Source organism: Micromonospora sp. BQ11 (assembly GCF_052068135.1).
Classification (GTDB): Bacteria; Actinomycetota; Actinomycetes; order Mycobacteriales; family Micromonosporaceae; genus Micromonospora.
In genome coordinates, this window is sequence record NZ_JBQHDB010000003.1 from 137,484 (window position 1) to 161,806 (window position 24,323).

Annotated in this window: 16 protein-coding genes; 5 read left to right on the top strand and 11 right to left on the bottom strand. The window is 72.4% G+C overall.

What is annotated here, in order from left to right:
- Nucleotides 1–10: 10 nt before the first annotated feature.
- Nucleotides 11–8,305: an amino acid adenylation domain-containing protein gene (locus ACTMSW_RS07765; protein WP_441179817.1), complete on the bottom strand. Its 8,295-nt coding sequence runs from the start codon at nt 8,303–8,305 to the stop codon at nt 11–13.
- A complete protein-coding gene (locus ACTMSW_RS07770) occupies nt 8,302–8,529 on the bottom strand; it encodes an MbtH family protein (protein ID WP_441179818.1) in 228 nt (75 codons plus the stop codon). The genes ACTMSW_RS07765 and ACTMSW_RS07770 overlap by 4 nt, the downstream gene beginning before the upstream one ends.
- Nucleotides 8,530–10,028: 1,499 nt before the next feature.
- Between ACTMSW_RS07770 and ACTMSW_RS07775 the strand changes: the two genes are divergently transcribed.
- From ACTMSW_RS07775 to ACTMSW_RS07785, 3 genes are all read left to right on the top strand, one after another.
- Nucleotides 10,029–11,816, top strand: coding sequence for a hypothetical protein (locus tag ACTMSW_RS07775; RefSeq protein ID WP_441179819.1), 1,788 nt, complete (start codon nt 10,029–10,031; stop codon nt 11,814–11,816).
- A gap of 39 nt (nt 11,817–11,855) precedes the next feature.
- A complete protein-coding gene (locus ACTMSW_RS07780; protein WP_441179820.1) occupies nt 11,856–12,932 on the top strand; it encodes a glycosyltransferase family 2 protein in 1,077 nt (358 codons plus the stop codon).
- Nucleotides 12,933–13,062: 130 nt separating this feature from the next.
- A complete protein-coding gene (locus ACTMSW_RS07785) occupies nt 13,063–13,890 on the top strand; it encodes a DUF72 domain-containing protein (RefSeq protein ID WP_441180189.1) in 828 nt (275 codons plus the stop codon).
- 71 nt (nt 13,891–13,961) lie between these two features.
- On the opposite strand, the gene ACTMSW_RS07790 is transcribed toward ACTMSW_RS07785, so the two are convergent.
- Nucleotides 13,962–14,699, bottom strand: coding sequence for an ABC transporter permease (locus tag ACTMSW_RS07790; RefSeq protein ID WP_441179821.1), 738 nt, complete (start codon nt 14,697–14,699; stop codon nt 13,962–13,964).
- Nucleotides 14,680–15,621: an ABC transporter ATP-binding protein gene (locus ACTMSW_RS07795; protein ID WP_441180190.1), complete on the bottom strand. Its 942-nt coding sequence runs from the start codon at nt 15,619–15,621 to the stop codon at nt 14,680–14,682. Before ACTMSW_RS07795 ends, ACTMSW_RS07790 begins: the two co-directional genes overlap by 20 nt.
- A 97-nt stretch (nt 15,622–15,718) precedes the next feature.
- Between ACTMSW_RS07795 and ACTMSW_RS07800 the strand changes: the two genes are divergently transcribed.
- Together ACTMSW_RS07800 and ACTMSW_RS07805 are read left to right on the top strand one after the other, a co-directional pair.
- Entirely contained in the window at nt 15,719–16,357 is a 639-nt protein-coding gene (locus ACTMSW_RS07800; RefSeq protein ID WP_441179822.1) for a TetR/AcrR family transcriptional regulator, read from the top strand.
- Nucleotides 16,358–16,432: 75 nt separating this feature from the next.
- Complete coding sequence (locus tag ACTMSW_RS07805; RefSeq protein WP_441179823.1) at nt 16,433–17,170, top strand: alanyl-tRNA editing protein; 738 nt, start codon at nt 16,433–16,435, stop codon at nt 17,168–17,170.
- Between the two features lie 56 nt (nt 17,171–17,226).
- Here ACTMSW_RS07805 and ACTMSW_RS07810 read toward each other — a convergent pair whose 3' ends face one another.
- From ACTMSW_RS07810 to ACTMSW_RS07840, 7 genes are all read right to left on the bottom strand, one after another.
- Complete coding sequence (locus ACTMSW_RS07810) at nt 17,227–18,300, bottom strand: hypothetical protein (RefSeq protein ID WP_441179824.1); 1,074 nt, start codon at nt 18,298–18,300, stop codon at nt 17,227–17,229.
- Between the two features lie 12 nt (nt 18,301–18,312).
- Nucleotides 18,313–18,615 carry a GNAT family N-acetyltransferase gene (locus tag ACTMSW_RS07815; protein WP_441179825.1) on the bottom strand — a complete coding sequence of 101 codons (303 nt, stop codon included), beginning with the start codon at nt 18,613–18,615 and terminating at the stop codon, nt 18,313–18,315.
- A gap of 85 nt (nt 18,616–18,700) precedes the next feature.
- Nucleotides 18,701–19,606 (bottom strand): hypothetical protein, encoded by a 906-nt coding sequence (locus ACTMSW_RS07820; protein ID WP_441179826.1) that lies wholly within the window; start codon nt 19,604–19,606, stop codon nt 18,701–18,703.
- A 164-nt stretch (nt 19,607–19,770) separates the two neighbouring features.
- Nucleotides 19,771–20,580, bottom strand: coding sequence for a hypothetical protein (locus ACTMSW_RS07825; protein WP_441179827.1), 810 nt, complete (start codon nt 20,578–20,580; stop codon nt 19,771–19,773).
- The gene (locus tag ACTMSW_RS07830; protein ID WP_441179828.1) at nt 20,577–21,515 is read right to left on the bottom strand and encodes an ABC transporter ATP-binding protein; all 939 of its coding nucleotides are present in this window, start codon (nt 21,513–21,515) and stop codon (nt 20,577–20,579) included. The genes ACTMSW_RS07825 and ACTMSW_RS07830 overlap by 4 nt, the downstream gene beginning before the upstream one ends.
- 93 nt (nt 21,516–21,608) lie before the next feature.
- Nucleotides 21,609–22,868, bottom strand: a complete 1,260-nt coding sequence (locus ACTMSW_RS07835; RefSeq protein WP_441179829.1) for an MFS transporter — start codon at nt 22,866–22,868, stop codon at nt 21,609–21,611.
- Entirely contained in the window at nt 22,868–24,286 is a 1,419-nt protein-coding gene (locus tag ACTMSW_RS07840) for an FAD-dependent oxidoreductase (protein WP_441179830.1), read from the bottom strand. Before ACTMSW_RS07840 ends, ACTMSW_RS07835 begins: the two co-directional genes overlap by 1 nt.
- Nucleotides 24,287–24,323 lie beyond the last annotated feature (37 nt).

A 24,323-nucleotide genomic window follows, 5' to 3' on the forward strand; every position in this document is an offset into this window, starting at 1 on the left:
TCGGTCGGGATCAGGCGGCGTCCGGTCGGACGAACGACCGGAGGGCGGCGAGCATCAGGTCCGCGAGGCGCGCGATGCTCTCGCGGTCGTTCAGGTTGCGGCTGTACTTGACGTGCAGGCTCAGCTCGCCGTCGGCGAAGCGGCCGAAGACCTGGAGCCGGTGCATCCGCTGCAGTCGCGGCATCGGCCACGCGTCCTCGATGGGCGGCCCGAGCAGCGGCGACTCCTCGGGCTCGTGGTCGAACTCGCCCCAGTTGTTGAGCAGGATGGGCGGCTTGCCGAGCGGGGCAAGCGCCTCCGCCACGCCCGGGTGGGCGTCGATGTAGCGCAGCAGGCCGAACCCGAGCCCGCGCCGGGGCACGGCCTCGATCTGCTCGCGGACCGATTCCAGCAGCGCCCGGGGGCCGGGCTTCTCCGGCCGGTGCACCAGCCGGGGCGAGGTCATCGAGAACCGACCGATGCTGCGCGACAGGTCCAGGTCGTCCCCGCCCATCTCGCGGCCACGCGCAACCAGGTCCACAAGCATCGACGCCTGGCCGGACCAGTCGGTGAAGCCCTGGAGCGTGGCCGCGAGCAGACCGTCGTTGACGCTCAGCCCGTACTCGCGCGGCAGGAGCCGACGCAGGGCCGCCGTTTCCTCGGCGTCGAGGCCGACGACCACGGTCTCCTCCGACGACATGCAGTCGTCGCCGCCGGAGTGGTCCAGCGGCCAGTGCGGGACCGGCTCCTTCGCCAGCGCCGTCCAGTACGCGATGTCCTCCGCCAGCTCGCTCGACCGCGCGAGCGCGTCGAGGTTGCGGGCCCACGCGCCGAACGACGCCGTCTGCGGCGGCAACTGCGGCTCCCGACCCCCCTCCAGGGCCGCGTACGCGGTCTGCAGGTCCTCCATCAGGACGTCCCAGGAGCTGTTGTCCATCAGCTGGTGGTGGACGATCACGATGAGCAGGTCCGGGCGGTGGACGCCGAACCGCACGAGGGCGACGTGCAGCAGCGGGCCGGCGTTGACGTCGAGCTTGCGGTGCAGGGAGCGGTCCAGCCGCTGGAAGGCGACCTCCTGGTCCGCCGGGTCGAGCGCGGAGAGATCCACGGAGGTGAACGGTGTGGGCTGGTACGGCTCGTTGACCCGGACGGTCAGCCGGCCGCCGTCGGTCGGGAGGCTGATCCGCAGCGAGTCGTGGTGCGCCACCACGCTCGCCACCGCCCGCTCCACGAGCGTCGCGTCCAGCGGCCGGACCGTCTCGAACATGAAGATGTGCGTGTAGACGTGCGGGTCGGCGAAGTTCCGCTCGTGGAAGGCGAGGTGCGAGGGCACCGGCGGCACCACGCCGCCGTCCTCGAGGCGCTCACCTCCGGAGGCCGTCCCCGTGGTGGTGGCCACCGACGCGAGGCCGGCGATGGTCGGGTGCGCGATGAACTGCGCCGGCGTGACCACCACACCCGCCTTGCGCGCCCGGTCCACCACCCGGATCACGTGCAGCGAATCCCCACCGAGGGCGAAGAAGTCGTCGCGCGTACCCACCGACGGCAGCCGCAGCACCTCCCGCCAGATGCCGGCGAGGATCTCCTCCACCGGGTTGCGGGGCGTCCGGAGGTCGGTGGCAACCGACGCGAGGCCGGCGATGGTCGGGTGCGCGATGAACTGCGCCGGCGTGACCACCACACCCGCCTTGCGCGCCCGGTCCACCACCCGGATCACGTGCAGCGAATCCCCACCGAGGGCGAAGAAGTCGTCGCGCGTACCCACCGACGGCAGCCGCAGCACCTCCCGCCAGATGCCGGCGAGGATCTCCTCCACCGGGTTGCGGGGCGTCCGGAGGTCGGTGGCAACCGACGCGAGGCCGGCGATGGTCGGGTGCGCGATGAACTGCGCCGGCGTGACCACCACACCCGCCTTGCGCGCCCGGTCCACCACCCGGATCACGTGCAGCGAATCCCCACCGAGGGCGAAGAAGTCGTCGTGCGTACCGACCGAGGGCAGCCGCAGCACGTCCCGCCAGACGCCGGCCAGCAACTCCTCCACCCGGCCCTGCGGGGTGCCGGTGTCGTCGCCGGCACCGGTGCCGGTGCCGGCGACGACACCGGCTCCGACCGTCAGCGCGGCGCGGTCAATCTTGCCGTTGGGCAGCCGGGGCAGGCCGTCGACGAGGACGACCATCGGCACCATGTAGTCCGGCAGCTTCTCCCGCAGCGCGGCGCGCAGGCCGTCCGTCGACAGGTCGGCTCCCGGCCGGGGCGAAACGTACCCGACGAGACGCCGGTCGTCCGCGCCGTCGTCGTCGCAGAGCACCACGCACTCGCTCACACCGTCCAGGGCGGACAGCACCGATCCGACCTCGTCCGGCTCGACCCGGTGCCCCCGGATCTTGACCTGGTCACCGATGCGTCCGAGGAACTCGACCGTGCCGCCGGGCAGGAACCGCCCCCGGTCGCCGGTGCGGTAGAGCCGGCTCCCGGGCGGCCCGAACGGGTTGGCCACGAACCGTTCGGCGGTCAGGGCCGGGTCGTTGAGGTAACCGCGGCCGAGGCCGGTGCCACCGACGACGATCTCACCCGGCTGACCGGTCGGCACCTGCCGCAGCTCCTCGTCCAGCACGTACAGCCGGGCCCCGGGGATCGGCCGGCCGAGCGGCACCACCGCGCGGCGGCCCTCCCGGTCCGCGCCGACCTCGGCGGCGGCCACGATGCCGGTGGTCTCGGTCTGGCCGTACATGTTGACCAGCCGGGGCGTCTCCCCCGGTGCGCTACGGATCGCCTCCGGCAGGTCGTACCGCAGCGGCTCGCTGGCGGTGAGCACCACCGTGGGGCGCCATCCGTCCTGGCGGGCCAGGACCGGCTGGACCACCCGCAGGTACGAGGGCACCAGGTCGAGCACCTGCACCCGGTGCGCGGCGGCGTACGCGAGCAGCGACGCCGGGTCGGCGAGGTGCTCGCGTCCGGCCACGACCACCTGACCGCCGAGGGCCAGCGGCACGGCGAACTGCCGCACCGAGGAGGAGAACGCGAACGACGCGGTGTGCAGCAGGACCGGCTCCTCGGGCAGGGCCAGCACGGCCGGCAGCGCGTCCAGGTACGCGGCCAGACCGCCGTGGGTGACCACCACGCCCTTCGGCAGCCCCTTGGTGCCGGAGGTGTAGACCACGTACGCCGGGTGTTCCGGCCGCAGCGCGGGCGTCGGCCGCTCCCCCGTCGGCGTGGGCGCGTCCTCGATCCGCACCACCTCGCCGGACCCCTGCGGGGTGCTGCCGGCCAGGGCCCGCGTGGTGAGGGTGAGCACCGGTCGGGCGTCCGCCACGATCGCGGCCAGCCGCTCCGCCGGGTACGCGGGGTCGAGCGGCACGTACGCCCCGCCTGCCTCCAGCACGGCGAGCGCCGCCACGACCACGTCGACGCCACGGTCGAGGTGCAGGGCGACCGTGGTCTCCGGGCCCACGCCACGCGCGGCCAGCACCCGGGCGAGGTCGCCGGCGCGCCGGTCCAGCTCGCCGTAGGTGAGGGTCGTCCCGCCACCGGTGACCGCCCGGGCGTCGGGCCGCCGGGCGGCGTGCTCCGCCACACGCCGGGTCAGCGTGCGCTCCACGGCGTCGGCGGGCAGCGCCGGGCCGTGGGCGAGCGCGTCGATGCGCTCCCGCTCGCCGGGCAGGAGGACGTCGACGTCGAAGACGCGCTGCTCCGGGTCCCGCACCAGGCGGTCCAGGAGGACCTCCAGCCGGCTCATCATCGCCTCGACCGTGGCGGCGTCGAAGAGGTCGGTGCTGTACTCGGCGTGCCCCTCGATGCCGTCCTCGGTCTCCCACAGGTCGACCAGCAGGTCGAAGCGGGCGGTGCACTGCTCGTTGTCGATCGAGGTGAGGGTGAGACCGGGGCCCGGGTCGGGCATGCCGCCCGGGGCGTTCTGGAGTGCGAAGCGCACCTGGAACAGGGGCGAGTGGCTGAGGCTGCGGGTGGGTGCGACCGCGTCGACGACCAGCTCGAAGGGAACGTCCTGGTGTGCGTACGCGCCGTGCGCGGCGGTGCGGACCCGCCCCAGCACCTCGCGGAAGGTGGGGTCGCCGGACAGGTCCACCCGCAGCGCCAGGGTGTTGGCGAAGAAGCCGACCAGGTTCTCCAGCTCCGTGAGGGTGCGGTTGGCGATGGGCGTGCCGACGGTGACGTCCCGCTGGCCACTGAGCCGGGCCATGACGACGTCAAACCCGGCGAGCAGCGCCATGAACAGGGAGACGCCCTCCCGGCGGGCCAGCTCCGCCACCGCACGGGACAGCTCCGCCGACCAGCGCACGTCGTGGCGCGCGCCCCGGTAGGTCTGCACCGGCGGGCGCGGCCGGTCGGTCGGCAGGTCCAGGGTCGGTACGTCGGCCAGCTGCCGCTTCCAGTAGTCGAGCTGGGAGTCCAGCTCGGTCCCGGTGAGCCAGGACCGCTGCCAGACCGTGTAGTCCACGTACGTGTACGGCAGGGCCGGCAGGGGCGACGGCTGTCCCGCCGCGGTCGCCCGGTAGAGCGTCACCAGGTCGTCCAGGAGGATGTTCAGCGACCATCCGTCGGAGACGGTGTGGTGCAGCGTGATCAGCAGCACGTGCGCGTCGGGACGCAGCCGCACCAGCGTGCCGCGCAGCAGCGGGCCGCGGGCCAGGTCGAACGGGGTCCGCGTCTCGGTGTCGAACAACGTGTCGAGCCGCCCCTGCGGGTCCGCGTCGCCGGAGACGTCCACCTCGGCGTACGCCAGGGCCTTTACCGGCAGGATCTCCTGCACCGGCTCGCCGTCCACCGACGGGAAGCGGGTCCGCAGCCCCTCGTGCCGGGCCCACAGTGCGGCGAACGCCTCGCGGAGCGCGTCCGCCCGCAGGTCGCCGTCGAAGCGCAGCGCGATCGGCACGTTGTAGAAGGCGCTGTCCTCGGCGAGCCGGTTGAGGAAGTACAGCCGCCCCTGCGCGTACGACAGCGGCACCGGCCCGGTACGCGGGACGGAGACCAGGCCCGGCCGGGGGGCCCGGCCGCCGAGCGCCTCGATCCGGGCCGCCAGGTCGGCCAGCGACGTGGCCTCCAGGAACACCGGCAGCGGCAGGTCGATGTCGAGCGTCCTGCGCAGTCGGGCCATCGCCCGCACGGCGAGCAGGGAGTGGCCACCGAGCTCCAGGAAGTTCGAGTCGCGGCCGACGGACGCGACCGGCACCCCGAGGACGTCGGCCCAGACCTGGGCGATGACCGTCTCCAGCGGACTCGCCGGCGCGACCAGGGTGGGCGCCGGCTCCTCCGGAGCCGGTGCCGGCAGGGCACGCCGGTCCACCTTGCCGTTGGCCGCCAACGGCAGCGCGTCCAGCGTGACCACGACGTCCGGCACCATGTACTCGGGCAGTTCCCCGCGCAGCGCGGCACGCAGGTCGTCTCCGGTGGACCCGGTCCGGTCGGCGGCGGTGACGTAACCGACGAGCCGTCCTTCGCCGGGCAGATCGGTGCGCACCAGCACGACCGCCTCCCGGACCTGCGGCAGGCGGGTCAGCGCGGCCTCGATCTCCTCCAGCTCGACCCGGTAACCGCGGATCTTGACCTGGGTGTCGATCCGGCCGAGGCAGTCCAGCTCGCCGTCGGACCGCATCCGGACGAGGTCCCCGGTGCGGTACATGCGCCCACCGGGCGTCGGGGCGAACGGGTCGGGCAGGAACCGCCCGGCGGTCAGGTCGGGTCGGCCGTGGTAGCCGCGGGCCACGCCCGCGCCGGCCACGTACAGCTCCCCCACCGTGCCGGGCGGCACCGGCGACAGGTTCCCGTCGAGCACGTAGAGGCGGGTGTTCGCGATCGGCCGGCCGATCGGCACCACACCGGACAGATCGGTGTGGTCGTCGACCTCGTACACGCAGCAGCCGACCACGGTCTCGGTCGGACCGTACTCGTTGACCACCCGCAGGCCCGGCGCCCGGCGGCGCCAGGCGGCGACCGTGGCGCCGTGCAGCGACTCGCCGCCGACGATTAGGTACCCGTCCGCCTCGATGGTGGCGGGCGGGATCGCCCGGTCCAGCGCCTCCAGGTGGGCCGGGGTGAGCTTGACCAGCCCGAGGTCGAGGTCGGCGCCGAGCAGCCCGGTCAGGGTCTCCAGTTCGGAGCCGTCGGCGACGAGCAGCACCGGCCGACCGGCCAGCAGCGGGCAGAACAGCGTCGTCACCGACAGGTCGAACCGCAGCGGCGAGACCAGGGGTGCGCCGCCGCCGTCGGCGACCCGGTACGTCCGGAGCGCCCAGGCCAGGTAGTTGGTCAGCCCGCCGTGGGTCACCACGACGCCCTTGGGCCGCCCGGTCGACCCCGAGGTGTAGATGACGTAGCAGGCGCTCTCGGGGTGCGGACGCACCACGGGCGGCAGGTCACCGGCGGGGTCGCCGGTGTCGGCGTCGATGCCGGTGTCGTCGGCGAGCAGCACCCGTGCACCGGTCGCGGGCAGCGTCGCCACGCGGGCGCCGCTGGTCACGACCACCCGCGCCTCGGCGTCGGTCAGCATGAACCCCACCCGGTGCGCCGGCTCGGCGACGTCCAGCGGCACGTACGCGCCGCCGGCCTTCAACGTGGCGAGCACGGTCGTGACGAGGTCGACGCCCCGGTCCAGGAAGACACCGACCCGGGTCTCCGGGCCGACGCCGTGGCGGCGCAGGCGGGCGGCGAGCGCGTCGGACCGCCGGTCCAGTTCGGCGAAGGTCGTCGTGCCGGCGCCGGTCACCAGGGCGGGAGCGTCCGGCGTACGAGCGGCCTGCCGGGCGAACAGCTCGTGTACGCGGACGTCGCCGAGGAGCGGGTCCTCGGTGCGGTTCCAGTCCACGACGGTGGCGTGCCGCTCGTCGTCGGAGAGGAGCCGGGCGAGGCCGACCGGCGCGTCCGGCGCCTCGGTCAGGCTGGTGAGCAGGGTGCCGAGGTGGGTGGCCGTCCGGGCCACGGTGGCCTCGTCGAGGATGTCGGTGGCGTACTCCGCCACGCCCTGCAGGCGGCCACCGACGTCCGGCCACACCTCGACGGTCAGGTCGTACTTGCTGATCGGGAGGTGGTGGTCGAGGGCGGTCACCCGCACGCCGGCCACGTCCACCTCCAGCGCCTGGTCCTCCACCAGCGCGAACATCACCTGCGCCAGTGGCGTGTGGGCGAGGCTGCGCTCCGGGTCGACCGCCTCCACCACGCTGTCGAAGGGGACCTCGCCGTGCGCCATCCCCTCCTGCGCGAGGTCACGGACCCGCCCGACCAGCTCCCGGAAGGTCGGCGCGCCGGAGGTGTCCACCCGCAGGACGATCGAGTTGACGAAGAAGCCGACCATCGACTCCAGCTCGACCCGGGGCCGGTTGGCCACCGGGGTGACGACGGAGACCTCGTCCTGGGCCGCGTACCGCGACATCAGCGCCGCGAAGCCGGCGAGCAGGACCATGAACGGGGTGGCCCGTTCCTCCCGGGCGATGCGCCCCACGGCCGACCAGATCCCGTCCGGCAGGGCGAAGCGGTGCCGCGCACCCCGGAAGGTCTGCGCGGCGGGCCGGGGGCGGTCCAGCGGCAGGTCGATCACCGGCACGGCACCGCCGAGGGCGCGCTTCCAGTAGTCGAGGCCGGCGGCGAGGTCGGCACCGCGCTCCGGTCGGGTCTCCCAGGCGGCGTAGTCGGCGTACTGGACCGTGAGCGGCGCCAGGTCGGGCCGGCGGCCCTCCGCACCGGCGCGGTACGACTCCAGGAGTTCGTCGACGAGGATGCTGACCGACCAGCCGTCGCAGACGCTGTGGTGCAGGGTCAGCAGGAGCACGTGCTCCTCGGGAGTGCGGCGGAACAGCGCCGCGCGGGCCAGCGGCCCGTCGGCGAGCGAGAACGGGCGGGTCGCCTCCTCGTGCAGGGCCGCGGTCAGGGCGGTGTCGTCACCGGCGGGCACGGGCCGGGGCGTGAGGTCGACCTCGATGCCGGGCAGGAGCCGCTGCCGCGGGGTGCCCTCGTGGGAGGTGAACACCGTGCGCAGGGCCTCGTGCCGGCCGAAGAGGGAGCGCACCGCGTCGGTGAGCACGTCGAGCCGCACCGGGCCGGTGAGACACAGGGCGGTGGGCACGTTGAACATCACCGTGCCCGGGGTGAGCTGGTCCATGAACCAGAGCCGTCGCTGCGCCGAGGAGACCGGCAGGTCCTCGGTACGCGGGATCGGGACGATGGCGTCGGTGGGCCCGGCCGTCCGGCGGGCGCCGAGCCGCTTCTCGAACAGGGCACGCTTCGCGGGGGACATCGACTCCAGCCGCGACCGGGCGGCCGGCACCTTCGCCGTGTCCGGCGCCGCCGACCGGTCGGCACCCACCCCGGAGGTCATCGGGTGGCCTCCTGACCGGCGCTCTCCAGGTGGGTGACGAGGCTCAGCGGCCGCATGTCCGTCCAGGTGGCGGTGACGTGGTCCAGACAGGACGCGCGGTCGGCGGGGCCGTGGGTGACCGTCCACCCGGCCGGCACGCTCAGCGAATCCGGCCACAACGAGTGCTGGCCCTCGTCGTTCACCACCACGAAGAAACGGCCGTCGGGGTTGTCGAGAATGTTCACGTCTTCCTCACTCTTCGCCTGGTTGCAGCGCGACGGGAAGACCACTCAACCGGCACGCGGCCGGGCAGCGACCACCGAAGTCGGCGGTCCTGCCGGAGCCGGAAACCGGGACGCGCGTCCCCCCAGGTCGGGCGTCGGTAACTGTCGTTGCGGAAACTTCACTGAAGCTGTGGCGGGATCGGACGCGGTCTCGACACGCCCCCTGGCCCCGCGACCATCGTAGGGCGCTCATGTGACGCGCCCACACAAGAATCGGCTATCTGACGATCCGTCACATCCCTTTACCAGCGCGTGTCGGTCGATGTCCAGGACATTTCCACGCGCACCCTGCGACCCATGTCGCACCCCCCAGAAAGTGACGACCTCGCCATCGCCCGTGAATGTGAACGCGAGCGAGGCACAGAAAATCACCCACCACGTAGCGTGTCAAGGCCTCTCCGCGCCGTCACCATCGGCGCCGCCCCACCTCGGCAGGTGGGCGGGCCCGATCGCGCCCCTCGATCGGGATCCGCAGCTCAAACACCTGCGTGCCCAGCCCATGGCCGGCGTGGCGGCCGACCCCGCCGGACAGGGCAGAGCACCGGGTGAGGCCACCGAGGAGCAGGTCAGCGAGCCGACTGTCGCGGATCTGTCACCACCGACGTCGATCTGTTAATGGGTATTGCCGGGTTCGGAAGCCCCATTGCCGGCCGGCCATCCAAAACGCGACCGTTTCCCCAGCTTAGGGTTCGTTCAGGAGTGCGGTATGGGCGGTGGCAATATTAACGACTTGTGTCGTCAGGACGACATGAGGTCCAGTTCGCCACGACTTGCCAGGCAATGACGGGATATCACGATCAATTACCCACCGTGACAGTCATGCCAGAAAGGCGAACACCGCCGGAAGCTCCCACACCATCGGCACAAAGGGACGAAGATTAGCAGGACGACCGAATGCGACGCTGACCATTCATCCTATCGGAATGAGTGTTTTCGCAATCCGCCGACCGCCCGCCGAACACATTGCTCCACCTCTTTTCGGGCCGGACATGTGCGCCGCCCGGCCGCACCGACCAGAGGGGTCGGCGAGCCTCGCCCCGCCGACGCCGGCCGCGCCATGGTCACCGCGATCTGGAACGGGTCGATCCACCCTCGATCGACACGATCCCGGGTGAGCAGCGGAGCCGCCCGACCGGCTACCCGGCATCTCCGACCAGGTGAGTAGGAGTGCCGGTCAGCGCACACAGAAGGTGGTCGACCATCTGCGAACCGTCACCGATCCGGAGGGGGTCGAGTCGGCGTTCGAATACCGGGGCGACCGCAGTCGATCTTCTTGAGGCCGCGGAAACGGCCATTCACCGGTCGGCCCGGCCGACCGGCGCCCCCGGCGCCGACCGCCGCGAGCCGCGAGATCCCGGCCGTCGTCCGACGCGAGTACACCGAGCCGCGTGGTTCGCGTACGCGCCCACATCCCGGACCGGGATCGACACGGCGGTTCACATCGTGAATCCTCTATCTCCATGTCCTCCGGGTCCACGAACGCCCTGCCACCTGCCGAAGTCGCCGACCACGACCGGGATCCCGGTCCCCGGGACCGCGGCCGGCGGAACCGATGGCGCTGGCTGCGGCACGAGTGGACGACGGCGGTGCTCGGTGGACTGCTGCTGGCGGTGGTGCTCACCTGGCCGACGATGCGACACCCGGCCACCACCGTTCCCGGCGACATCGGTGATCCGACGCTGCAGGCGTGGCAGATGGCCTGGGCCGGGCACGCCCTGCTGAGCAACCCGTTCGGCCTCTGGAACTCCAACACGTTCCATCCCGAGACGTACACGTACGCCTACAGCGACACCCTCCTCGGGTACGCCCCGGCGGGAATGCTGGGCTCGGGCTTCGAGGCCGCCCTGGTCCGGTACAACGTGATGTACGTGCTGGTGCACGCGCTGGCGTTCGTCGGGGCGTACGCGCTGGTCCGGCAGCTCGGGGCGGGCCGGTGGGGTGGAGTGGTCGCCGGGGTCGCGTGGGCGTACGCGCCGTGGCGCCTGGCGCACGCCGGTCACCTGAACATCCTGTCCAGCGGTGGGATCGCGCTGTGCCTGGCGATGCTGGCGCGCGGTCACGGCTGGTCGTTGCGGCACGGGTACCGCCCGGAGCGCCGGCGGCCGGGCTGGGCGCTGGCCGGGTGGCTGGTCGCCGCCTGGCAGATCAGCCTGGGCTTCGGCATCGGGCTGCCGCTGGTGTACGTCCTGCTCGGCACGGTCCTGGTCGGGCTCGGCGGGTACGGCCTGGCGTGGTGGCGGCGACGGGAACGACCCCCCTTCGGGCGGCGGCTGCTGGCCGCGGATCTCGCCGGCGGGGCGGTCTTCGGCGCGGTGACGCTGCTGCTGGGCCTGGTCTACCTGCGGGTCGTCGACCTTAACCCCCAGGCCGAGCGGTCGCTGGCGTGGACGGAGAGCCTGTCGCCGCCGCTGATCGGCTTCATCACCGCTCCGGCCGACTCCTGGTTGTGGGGCGAGCGGCACGCGGCGGCCCGGGAGCAGTTGTCCTGGCCACCGGAGATGGCGTTGCTGCCCGGGATGACCCTGCTCTGGTTGGGCGTCACGGGGCTCGTCGTCTCGGTGTACCGGCTCCGGCACCGCGTCGCGTTGGGAGTCGCCGTACTGGTCACGGTGCTGCTGGGCCTCGGCGCCACCCTCGGTGGCGACGGAGATCCGGGCTACCTGACGCTGTCCAGGCACCTGCCGGGCTGGGACGCGTTGCGGACGCCGGGCCGGATGATGCACTGGACCAGCCTGCTGCTGGCGGTGCTGGCGGCGGGGACGGTGACGGTGTTCGCCGAGGCGGTACGGCGGTGGTCGACCCGGGGCCGGCTGCGGTTCCTGGTGCCGGTGGTCCTCCTGCTGCCGTTGGCCCTGGTCACACTGGAGGGCGTCAACCGGACGGCGCATCCGGTGGTGCCGCCACCGCCGGCCGCGATGCGTGCGGCCGAGGAGCCGATGGTGGTGCTGCCCGCCACCGGCGGCGCGTACGACCTGATCTTCATGTTGTGGACGACCGACGGGTTCCCCCGGGTGACGAACGGGCTGGCCGGGTTCGAGCCCGCCACCCAGGCGCAGACCAAGGCCGCGACCGCCGCCTTCCCGGATCCGGGCAGCGTAGCGTACCTGCGGAGCATCGGCGTGCGGTCGGTGGTCGCCCTGCCGGGCTGGGCCGCCGGGACGCCGTGGGAGGGCATCGCGGCCCGGCCGGTCGACGGTCTGGGCATCACCCGGGAGGAGATCGATGGTGTGCTGGTCTATCGCCTGTGACCCGGCGCGCGCGGGGTGCCGCGGCGCGGGTCGGGCGGGGTGAGCACCATGCTCCTGTCGGTGGTGGTGCCCTGCTTCAACGAGGAAGCGTCGGTGGAACGCCTGCACGCGGCGGTGACCGCCGCGACCGGGGAGCTGTCCGACGTCGACGTCGAGGTGGTGTACGTCGACGACGGCAGCGCGGACGGCACCCTCGTGGCGCTGCGTCGGCTCGCCGCCGCCGACCCGTGCGTGCGGTACACGTCGCTGAGCCGGAACTTCGGCAAGGAGGCGGCGATGCTGGCCGGCCTGGAGCGGGCCGTCGGGGACGCCGTCATCATCATGGACGCCGACCTCCAGCATCCGCCGCGGTTGCTGCCCGAGATGGTGGCGTTGTACCGGCAGGGTTTCGACCAGGTGATCGCCCGCCGGGACCGCCGTGGGGACCGTTTCCTGCGGATGGTGGCCTCGCGGTCCTTCTACCGGGTGGTCAACTGGTGGATCGACGTACGGCTGCTGGACGGGGCGGGTGACTTCCGGCTGCTGTCCCGACTGGCCGTGGACGCGGTCCTGGCGATGCCCGAGTACAACCGGTTCTCCAAGGGGTTGTTCTCCTGGATCGGCTTCCGGACGGTGGTGGTCGCGCACCGCAACGAGAGCCGACAGGAGGGGCGGAGCCGGTGGACGTTCGGCAAGCTCTTCAACTACGCGTTCGACGGGCTGCTGTCGTTCAACAACCGGCCGCTGCGGCTGGCGATCTACGGCGGCCTGTTCCTCACCCTGCTCGCGGTGGTCTACATGGCCTGGGTGGTCGAGGACGCGATCAGCCGGGGGATCGACGTTCCCGGCTACACCACGACCATCATCAGCGTGATCGGCCTCGGCGGCATCCAGATGACGATCCTGGGCGTGATCGGCGAGTACATCGGCCGGATCTACTACGAGACCAAGCGCCGCCCGCACTACCTGGTACAGGAGACCGAGGACCTGGTCACGGAGACCGGGGAGGTGCCCCGGGTTCCCGCGCAGCCGGCGGCGCGGCCCGAGCGCTTCCGGCCGGGTGGGCCGGCCCGCGAGGACCTCGCCCGACACCGCTCGCTGCGGCGCGCCGCGGGTGAATCGGTGGCGGGTGACTAGCGGTACGACACGAGAGCCGAACGCGACCCGGGGTCCGCTCGACCGCTGGGATACCGTACCCGGCGGCGCGGCTCACTCCCGTGCCGGTCGAGCGGTGGGAGGGCGGATGCGCCTGCACGTGGGGTGCGCGATGTGGACGCACAGGTCGTGGCAGGGACGTTTCCTGGCGCACCCGCTGCCGCCGCACGAGCGGTTGCGCGCCTATGCCGGCTGGTGCACCGCCGTCGAGGGCAACACCACCTTCTACGCGACCCCGTCCCGGGAGACGGTGGTGTCGTGGGCGCGGCAGACCGATCCGGACTTCCGCTTCGTGCTCAAGCTGCCGAAGGTCGTCACGCACGAACGCCGGCTGACCGGCGCCGAGGAGGACCTCCGGGCCTTCCTGGACGCGATCGAACCTCTGGGCCCTCGTGCCCACGCCCTCTGGATCCAGCTTCCGGGATCGTTCGCCCCCACCGACGTGCCGGTGCTGGCCCGATTCCTGCGCGGGCTGCCCACCACCCACCGGTACGCGGTGGAGGTGCGCCATCCCGCCTTCTTCGACGACCTCCGGGCCCTACGGGCACTGGAGGAGACGCTCGGCACGGTCGACGCGGAGTGGGTTCCCTTCGACACCACCGCGTTCTTCCGGACCCCTCCGACCAGCGACGCCGAGCGGGAGGCGTGGACCAGGAAGCCGCGTACACCGCTGCGGACCCGCGCGCTGACCGACCGGCCGATCGTCCGGTACCTGGGCCGCGACGATCCCGCGCGGACGGTCGAGGGCTGGCAGCCGTGGCTCGACGTGGTGGCCGACTGGCTGCGGGAGGGCCGCTCCCCCACGGTCTTCGTGCACACCCCGGACAACGCGGACGCGCCCGACCTCGCCCGCAGCTTCCACCGGGAGGTCCGGGCGCGCCTGCCCGAGGTAGAGCCGCTGCCCGATCCGACGCCGGTCGGGCAGTCGACGCTGTTCTGACCGGACACCGGACACCGGCCGGCGGCACGGGGGCCCGTGCCGCCGGCCGGGTCGCAGCCTTCTCGACGCGCTCAGAGTCTGCGGGTCATGACCCGCAGCGTGACCGCCAGGCCGACGACGCACCAGACGGTGAGGACGAGGAAGGGTGTGGCGCTGATCCCGTCCGTGGGAGTCGCGAGGGTGTCGCGTACGGCCTCGGCCATGTACTGGAACGGCAGCCCCTGGTGCACGGTCTGCAGCCAGTCCGGCAGCCGGTCGGCGGGGAAGTTGATGGGGGCGAACATCAGGGCGATGAAGACGACCAGTTGGGACACCAGACTGGCCACCGCCGGCGGGACGGCGTAGGAGACGGCGTAGCCGAGCGCGGTGGCGGTCAGCGCGACGAGCAGGAACGCCGGTACGACGAGAGGGCTGACGTCCAGGTCGAGGTCGAACCGCAGCGTCGCCGTGAGCAGCGCCAGGACCAGGCCGGGCAGCGACGTCACCAGCCAGATGGTGACGTCCGCGGCCAGGATCGCCGACCGGGGTACGGGGAGCGTGCGGTTGTACTCGAAGGTCCCCTCGGTCTTGGCCTGGGCGATCATCTGGGGGGCGAGGACCATGCCGACGGTGATCAGGCCCAGGGTGGGCGCACCCGTCGACAGGTAGAGCGCCGTGTCCTTGTCGATCGTGGGCAGCAGGAAGGAGAAGCCGATCACGATGCCGACAGCCAGCATCGTCTGGATGATCAGCATGAGCGGCAGCATGAACTTGAGGCGGATGGTGCTCCACCGCAGGAGCAGCAGGTAGCTACGCAGCCACTGACGCATCGTGGTCCTCCTCGGCGGTGCTCGTCAGGCCGACGTAGACGTCTTCGAGACTGATGGGGTTGAGGGCGAACTGGACGATCGCCTCGGTGGCGAGCAGCTGTTGCGCCCAGTCGACCGCCTGCTGGGCCTCCGCCGTGGCGACGGGAACCACCATGCGGTTCCCGGTCACGGTCGTGGGACTCGCCCAGGAGGGTGGTTCGGGTGGCGCCAGGCCCGCCGCCAGCGTCAGGTCCAGCCGCAGGTCGCCGGAGGCGCGGAGGCGCAGCTCCGCGGGCGTTCCGGTGGCCGCGGCACGACCGTGGTCGAGCACGATGATGCGGTCGACGCTGCGTTCGGCCTCGGCCACGTTGTGGGTGACGAGGACGACCGCGCAGCCGTCGGCGGCGAGCTGCCGGACCTGCTGCCACATCAACCGTCGGCGCACCGGGTCGACGTCGTTGGTGGGCTCGTCGAGCATCACCAGGCGACCGGGCTCGACCACCGCCATGCAGAAGGCGGTCAGCCGGCGGATGCCGCCGGACAGCCGCTCACCCGGCACGTTCGCCCATTCCCCGATGTCGAGGGCCGCCAGCAGTTGGTCGGTGCGCTGCCGCACCCGCTGACGACCGCCACCGCGGATCCGGCCGAGCATCTCGATCGCCTGTCGGGGCGTGACCCCGGTCAGCGGCGCCTGGGCCTGAAGCTGCAGCGAACAGACCCGTCGCGCGAACGCCGGGTCGGCGACCGCGTCGCGGCCGTCCAGCGTGATGGTGCCGCTGGTGGGCCGGACCAGGCCGGCGACCTGGTTGAGGAGCGTGGTCTTGCCCGCTCCGTTGTGCCCGAGCAGACCGAGCACCTCCCCCTCGCTTACTACCAGCGACAGATCGTCATTGGCGCGCACCTCTCCTCGGTAGATCTTGGTAAGGCCGTCGATCTGGAGCACCATGAGAACCCCTCCGGATACCGCCTGGTATCTGTATACCGTCGAGTATCTGGATACTGTATGGGATGTCAAGCATGCGGTGTGAAAGGATCGCGGCATGGGCGAGCGACTGACCCGGGCGCAACAACAGCAGCGCACCCGCCAGCGCCTGCTCGCGGCGGCGGAGGCACTGTTCGCCGAACGGGGGATCCACCAGACCTCGCTCGACGAGATAGCCGCCGAGGCAGGGCTGACCAAGGGCGCGATCTACGCCAACTTCGACGGGAAGAACGGCCTGCTGGCGGCGATCCTCCAGCGCCGCAATGCCGACGATCACGCTCCCGCCACCGGCGACGGTGTCTCCGTCGACGGTTGGCTCCGCCAACTCGGCGACAGCTACGGCTCCAACATCTCCCTGCCGGAGATGCGCAGGTTCGCCATGGCGTTCGTCGAGTTCTGGCTGTACAGCATGCGGACCCCGGCGGCCGGTGACGCCGTGGCGGGGTGGCTGCGCACCGTGCGCGAGACCAACGCCAAGGAGATCACCGAACAGACCGGTGGCGACCTGCCGATGCCGGCCGAGCACCTGGCGACCCTGATGCTGGCGCTGGAGATCGGCGTCGGTCTCCAGCACCTCATCGACCCGGAGGGTGTCCCCGCCGACTTCTACGCCCTCGGCCTCAGCGCGATCGTCGGCGCCGACCAGGACCGGCAGCCGGGCGAGGGCCGGCCCGAACGGCGGGATCAGGCGCGATAGCGTACGGCCTACTGGGCCGAGAGCGGGTGCGGATAGGGTCACCGGCAGCGACGGTCGGTAGTACGCTGCGCCTTCATGGGCATCTCCCACCATGGACGTACGGAACGTCTCGATCTCACCGACCCGTCGCTGCGCGAGTGGACGTGCCGGGTGGTGCACGTCGACCCCGACCGCGGCATCGTGCTGGACCGGTCCGCCTTCTACCCGGGCGGCGGCGGGCAGCCGCCGGACCACGGCGTACTGCTGTGGCAGGGGGTGCAGACCCGGATCCTGGGCACCCACAAGGGTGACGACCTCTACCTGATCCCCGCCGAGGGCGACCCGGTGCCGCCGGCCGGCACGGAGGTGCAGGGCGCGGTCGAGGACGATCGGCGGACCATGCTGATGCGCACGCACTCCGGGTTGCACGTCCTCTGCGGCGTGGTGTTCCGCGACTTCGGCGCGCTGGTCACCGGCGGCAACATGGAGCCGGGCGAGGCCCGCATGGACTTCAACCTGCCGCAGGTCCCGGAGGGCTTCAAGGCGCTGCTCGAGGAGGCGGTCAACAAGGAACTGGTGACCGACCGGCGGGTGTCCGTCCGGGTGCTTCCGCGGGAGGAGGCGCTGGCGATTCCCGACATCGTGCGTACCCAGACCAATCTGATCCCGCCGGACGAGCAGGAGGTCCGCATCGTCGACATCGAGGGCCTCGACGTGCAGGCCGACGGCGGCACGCACGTCGCGTCCATCGGCCAGGTGGGACGGTTGCAGGTCGTCAAGGTGGAGAGCAAGGGCAAGCAGAACCGCCGGGTACGCATCCGCCTCGCCGACTGACGTCGACCCGGGGCGCGCCGACCGGACCAGCTCCGGGCGGGTGCTCCGTCGGGCGGCTACCGGGACCCGGTCCGCCGGATCCGCGTCACGACGAGCAGACCGACGACGACCAGCGCCAGCCCGGCCGCTCCGGCCACCACCAGCGGCACCGGGACGCCACCGCGGTCGATGTCGCCGGCCGCGGCGGGAGCGTCCGACGCGGGCGTGGCCTGCGGTGCGGTGGACGGCGCGGCGGCGGTGAGCGGGTAGCGCAGGATGCCGGGTCTCGTGCCCGCCGGCTGATTGGCGGTCTCGGACACGGTGAGCAGGGACCGGCCGTCGCGACTGTAGGTGATCGACTCTCCCTGCGGCTCGTCCGGCAGGGCGGTGACCCGCGGGACTCCGCTGGTCAGCGCTGCCACCACGTCGCCGTCGGCGACGTCGAACTCGAAGGCGTCGGCGTACGTGCGCAGCACCACCCGGCGTCCGTCCGGTGCGGTGGCGGCGCCGGTGACCGCGGTCCGGCCGATCCCGGAGAACGGGTTGCTGGTCGTGGTGGCCGGGAGGCGTACCTGTCCCACCATCGCCAGGGGCACCGTGGTGCGGGATCGCAGGGCGGCGGTCGGGGCGTACAGGGCGGCCGAGTACTTGGTGACGATGAGCGGCCGGCCGTCACCGGTCAGGAGCAACGCCTCGGCGTCGTGCGGACCGTCCGGATAGGTCATGCGGTACAACACCGGTCGTCCGGCGCCCGGCGGCAGCTTCCATACCGCGATCGTCTTGCGGGAGCGGCCGTTGTCGCCGATGTCCGCCACCCAGACCGTACCGTCGGCGCCGACGGCGAGATCCTCGGTGTCCCGTGGTGGCGAGGGGTACGGCACCGTCCGCACGACGGAACACCCGGAGTCCAGGAAGAAGATCCGGCGACCGTCCTCATCGTCCACGCCGTCGTTGACCACGACGAACCCGTCGTCCGTGGCGACCATTCCGGAGATCTCGGTCAGCGGGCCACCCCGCACCTCGCACACCGGCGCCGCGGTGACCGGCGTGGGCGACGGGGTCGCGCCGGCCGGGGCCGGGACCGCCGTCACGGCGACGACGACTGCTGCCGCCGCCTCCAGCCAGCGCGGGGTTCCCCTGCCTCGTCGCACAGCCCGCCCGCGCTATTTCACCTTGCGCGTCGACCGGGCCACGATGGCGTCGTACTCGGGATGCCTGCCCAACCATTCGCCGAGGAACGGGCAGATCGGCACCACGGTGCGCCGGCGGGCCCGGGCGTCGTCCATCACGGCACGGGCCAGGGTCGAGCCGACCCCGTGACCCTCGAACTCCGCAGCGACCTCCGTGTGCGTGTAGACGATGACACTGCCGGTCAGCTGGTAGGTGACCACGCCGGCCAGCGACCCGGTCTCCGCCCGCGCCTCGAAACGCTCCCGCTCCGGCACGTCTGTCACGGTGAACTGCACTCCGCCATCCAACCACGGGCCGACGCCGGTGTCCGGTGGACCCACCCGGGGCGAGCGGGCGGGGTCCACCGGACGCCGGGCACGACTACGCCGTGGCGCAGATACCGAACGAGGTGCTGCTCCAGGTGCCGGCGAAGGCGTCCTCCTCGTACGCGCCGACGTTCACGGTCGACGGCGCGGCCGCCGGACCGCCGTTGGGCCGGAAGTCGTCGACCACCGCCTCACCGGTCGCCCCGTTCAGCTCGAACCCGGCGCCGGTCAGCACCTTCCCGGCCGGACACGCCGTGGTGATGCTCTGGAAGTCGTCGGAGGTGACGGCACTGGTCGCGGTGGCCCGCACCAGGCCGGCGAGCGGGTTGGCGCAGATGGCGTACGCCGTCACCGACCAGTTCCCGGCGAACGCCTCCGCCTCGTACGCGCCGACCGTGACGGCGGTCGGTGCGGTTGCCGGACCGCCGTTGGGCCGGAAGTCGTCGACCACTCCCTCACCGGTCGCCCCGTTCAGCTCGAACCCCGTGCCGGTCAACACCTTTCCGGCCGGACACGTCGCGGTGGTGCTCTGGAAGTCGCTCGACGCGCTGGCCCCCGTCACGGAGACCCGCACCAGGCCGGCGAGCGGGTTCGCGCAGACGGCGTACGCCGTCACCGACCAGTTCCCGGCGAACGCCTCCGCCTCGTACGCGCCGACCGTGACGGCGGTCGGTGCGGTTGCCGGACCGCCGTTGGGCCGGAAGTCGTCGACCACCGCCTCACCGGTCGCGCCGTTCAGCACGTAGCCCGCCCCGGTCAGCACCTTCCCCGCCGGGCACGTCGCCGTGACGGCCTGGAAGTCGTTCGAGGTGCTGGCGCTGGTGGCGGCGATCCGCACCAGGCCGGGCACCGCGGCGGACGCCGGGCTCGCCGGGACGACGACGGCACCGGCCACCGCAAGACCGAGCACGAGCCCGCCGGCACGGGCGCCGAACCGCCGGGAATCCTTCTGATCACGCATGTCGCTCTCCTGTCCGTGGCCACGCATTACGTGCTCACGCTAAGTAGCAACGCGACCAGGCAATATCTTCAACATGACTACGTCAGGTAATCGACGTGGGCGCATCCTCCGGGTCTGACGACCGTTCGCGCGTGGGGTGTCCCGCCGGTCCGGCCTGTCCGGAGCTAGCGGGTCGCGTCGTCACGCATCAGTCGCAGCCAGCCGAGGAGGAGACCGCCGGCGGCCCAGGAGAGCAGGACCGTCACCGACGACGTCGTCGTCATCCGTGGCACCTCGCCGAGCAGGAGGAACGCCGCACCGGTCCCGGGCAGGATCCGGGCCAGCTCGGACATCCACTCGTAGCCGAACTGCGGGAGCAGCACCGGCAGGACCAGCATCAGAAGGAACACGCTGACCAGGCCGCCGGCCGTGTTGCGCAGCAGGAAGCCGAGCCCGACAGCGAGGACGGTACCGGCGGCGAAGACGAAGGCGACGGTGCCCAGCACCTCGGCCCCCTCGTCGGCCGGCAGGCTGAGTCCCGGTCGGGCAGCGACGAAGGCCGTGAGGGCGGAGGCGAACCCCAGCAGCGCACCGACGCTCGTGGTGACCGTGGCCGTCACGACGGCGCGGGCGAGGAAGAGAACCGTGCGGCGTGGCGTCCACTGCAGGGCGGGGACGATCCCGCCGGTGGCGTAGTCGGACGTGACCGCGATCAGAGCCAGGGCGAGAAGGGCGAACTGCGCTGGCATGGCACTGATCCGCGACACCAACCAGGCCGGGTCCCCCTGCGGCGGTACGGGGTCCGCGGCCGCGTCGAGGCCGGCGACGGCCCCGAGCCCCACCATCACCACAGCTGCCGCCGCCAGGAACCACCAGGTGGTCTTGACCGTCCACAGCCGGGTCCACTCGGCAGCGCAGGTGCGGGCGAACGCGCGACCGGTGGACACGTCCCCGGTCACGTCGTGCGGGGCAGGGGTGGTCGTCAGAGCCGTCACTTCGCGCCCTCCGTCGTCGTCCGGGAAGGCTCCGTCTGGCCGCGGAACTCCACGTGGTTGTTGGTGAGCTCGATGTAGGCGTGCTCGAGCGACTGCTGACCCTCGGAGAGGTGGTGCAGCGGAATGTGGAAGGAGTGTGCCACCGCGCCCACGTCCTCGGCGGTGGTGTCCCGGACCTGCAACTCGTGCGTGTCGACGCGCTCGACGGTGAGGCCGCGTTCCTGGAGGCGGGCGCGAAGCACGTCCGACTGCGTGCTGAGGACTCGTACCTGACGGTGCCCCAGTCCGCGCAGGATGGCCTCCGTCGTCGTGTCGGCGATCAGGCGACCGCGACCGATGACGACCAGGCGGTCGGCGGTCTGCTGCATCTCGCTCAGCAGATGGCTGGAGACCAGCACGGTGCGCCCCTCGTCGGCGAGTTGCCGCAGCAGTGCGCGGATCCAGCGGACGCCGTCGAGGTCCAGCCCGTTGACCGGCTCGTCGAACAGCAGCACGCGAGGGTCCGCGAGGAGTGCCGCGGCGATCCCGAGGCGCTGGCGCATCCCGAGCGAGTAGCCCTTGATCCGCCGGCGCGCGGCGCCGTCGAGGCCGGCCTGCTCGATCACCTCGTCCACCCGCCGCTCCGGGATGCCGTTGGTCCGGGCGGCCACGCGGAGGTGGTTGCGCCCGGTACGGCCGGGATGCACGGAGCCCGGGTCGAGAAGCGCGCCGACCTCCCGCAGCGGTTCGGTGAGCGTCGCGAACGTCCGGCCGTTCACGAGGGCCTGTCCCGAGGTGGGTCGGTCGAGACCGAGGATCATCCTCATCGTCGTGGACTTCCCCGCCCCGTTCGGGCCGAGGAACCCGGTGACCTTTCCCGGCTCGACGTCGAAGTTCAGGTCGTCGACGGCCAGGACGTCGCCGTAGCGCTTGGTGAGCCCGCGGACCTCGATCATCGGCGTCCTCGTCGTGGGGCGTGCCGAACTGCCTCGGGCAGCAATCGATAAGCTGGTGACATACATCGACTATCGCTTGCTACCTATCGAAAGTCAATAGGTCGCGTAATCGCACCCGGCGCCGCGCGCGGGGCTCCCCCGTACGGCGACCATGCCGGCGGCGGCGAGGAGGCAGGCGACGGCGACGGCGGCCAGTAGGAGGTGGTAGCCGCCGTGGTACAGGAGCGCGGCGGCGCCCAGGGGAGCGGCGGCCTTGGCCGTGGTGACGGGCGCGGCGAGTCGTCCGGCGATGGTGGCGTAGGCGGTGGACCCGTAGCGGTCGGCGAGCAGGGCGGGCGTGGCGAGGCTGGCGATGCCGAAGCCGAGCCCGAATCCGATGACGGTGATGAAGGCCCCTGCCCAGGTCGAGGCGGCGACGGGCATGGCGAGGACGGCGACGGCCTGGATGGCGAACACGGCGGCGACGATGGTGGTGACCGGAAGCCGGCGGCGGGCGCCGGTGAGGACGAGTCGTCCGGTGACGGACAGGACGCCGAGCAGGCCGGCGACGGTGGCGGCGACGGTGGCGGGGTGGCCGCGGCTGATCAGGTAGCCAACGAGGTGGACGCCGATGGTGCTGGTGGCGGCGCCGTGGGCGACGAGGGTGGCGGCGAGGATCCAGAACCGAGGGTCGTGCAGGGCGGTGCGCGCCGCCGTGACCCGGTGCCGGGTGTGGTCGGTTCGCGCCGACGGGCTGGGTGCGGTGGCCCGTGGGGGTTTGCGGATGGCGAGGGCGTGCAGAGGCACGGTCACCGCGCCGTGGATGGCGGCGAGCGCGAGGAGCGCGCCGCGCCAGCCGAGGTGGGCCATCAGGACGCCGGTCAGGGGCATGAAGATGGTGCTGGCAAACCCGGCGACGACCGTGACGGCAAGCAGGGCGGTGGCCCGTCGGTCGGGAGTGAACCAGGACACGACGATGGCGAAGGCGGGCTCGTACAGCACCATCGCGCCGGTGATCCCGATGCCGATCATCACGGCGTACAACTGCCCGATGGTCCGCACCTGGGACCAGGCGACCAGGAGAGCGGTGGCGGCGAGGGAGCCGGTGGTCATGAGAGCACGGCCACCGTGGCGGTCGAGCCACCGTCCAACGGGGATGGCCATGACGGCGCCAGCCAGGACGCTGGCGGTGAGCGCACCGGTGACCGCGGTGGTGGACGCGCCGAGATCGGTGGCCATGGTGGTGAGCAGGACCGCGTAGGCGTAGTGGAGGGTGCCGTAGCCGATGGTCGAGGTGACGGCGAGGGCGGCGACGACGCGCCAACCGGGGTGCCCGCCGACCGTGGGGTCGGCGGGCATCGTGGTGGTGGGCATCAGCTGCCGCAGCAGCCGCCGGTCTGACTGCCGGCGGGAGCGGCGTCGAGCGTGACCAGGTTCAACGGCGCGGCGAGCAGGCCACCGGAGATGCCGGTGGCGAGCCCGCGCGCCGCCGGCTCGGCGGTCGGGGCCGGCCCGCAGCAGCTGTCGCCGGTGGCGGAGTCGTCGGCGTTGCTGCTGCAGACCCCGGTCTCGGGCAGGTCGAGCTGGACGTCCCGGGCCGCCTGCCAGTCGCCGGCGAGGGCGGCGACGACGGAGCGGACCTGCTCGTAGCCGGTGGCCATCAGGAACGTCGGCGCCCGGCCGTAGCTCTTCATGCCGACGGCGTAGTAGCCGACCTCCGGGTGGGTGAGCTCGTCCACGCCGTGCGGGGGTACGGTGCCGCAGGAGTGCTCGTTCGGGTCGATCAGCGGCGCCAGGGCGCGGGTGGCACCCATGACGGGGTCCAGGTCCAGGCGCAGCTCGGCGGCGATGGAGTGGTCCGGGCGGAAGCCGGTGGCCGCGACGACGTGGTCGACGGTGACGGACTCCTCGCCACCGTCGACGCCCCGGACGACCACCCGCACGCGGTCACCGACGGGCGCGAGGGTGTGCACCGAGAAGCCGGTGAGCAGCCGGATCCGGCCGGCGTCGACGTGGGCGCGCAGCCGCGACCCGAGGGCACCGCGGGCCGGAAGGGCGTCGGCGTCGCCGCCGCCGTAGGTGCGGGACGGCGAGGCGGACCGGATCGCCCAGGTGACCTCGGTGTCCGGTGTGGACCCGGCCAGCTCGGCCAGGGAGAGCAGGGTGTTGGCGGCGGAGTGGCCGGCGCCGACGACCAGGGTGTGCCGGCCGGCGAACCGGTGCCGGGCCTCGCCGAGCACGTCGGGCAGCGCGTGCTCCAGGTACGCCGCCGCGTCGGCCTCCCCCCGGGCGGGCAGGCCGGACGCGCCGAGGACGTTCGGGGTGCCCCAGGTGCCGGAGGCGTCGATGACGGCGCGGGCGAGCAGTTCCTCACCGTCGGCGAGACGGATCAGGAACGGGGTCGTCTCGCGTCCCGTGGTGCGCAGCCGGTCCAGGCCGAGCCGGCTGATCGCCTCGACCCGGGCGCTGTATCGCACGTGCGGCTTGATCGCCGGCAGCTCCGCCAGGGGCTGGAGGTAGTCGCCGGCCAACTCGGCGCCGGTGGGCAGGGCCTCACGGTCGGGGGCGACCCAACCGGAGTCGTCCAGGATCCGACGGGCGGCCGGGTCGATGTTGTACCGCCACGGCGAGAACACCCGTACGTGTCCCCACTGCCGCACGGCGGCACCCGCCACGTCACCGGCTTCGAGGACGGTGTAGGCGATGCCGCGCTCGTGCAGGTGCGCGGCGGCGGCCAGGCCGACCGGGCCGGCGCCGATTACCACGACGGGCAGCTCGTTCAGGAAACTCATCGGACAACTCCTCTGTCTAGAAGACTATCGAATCAAG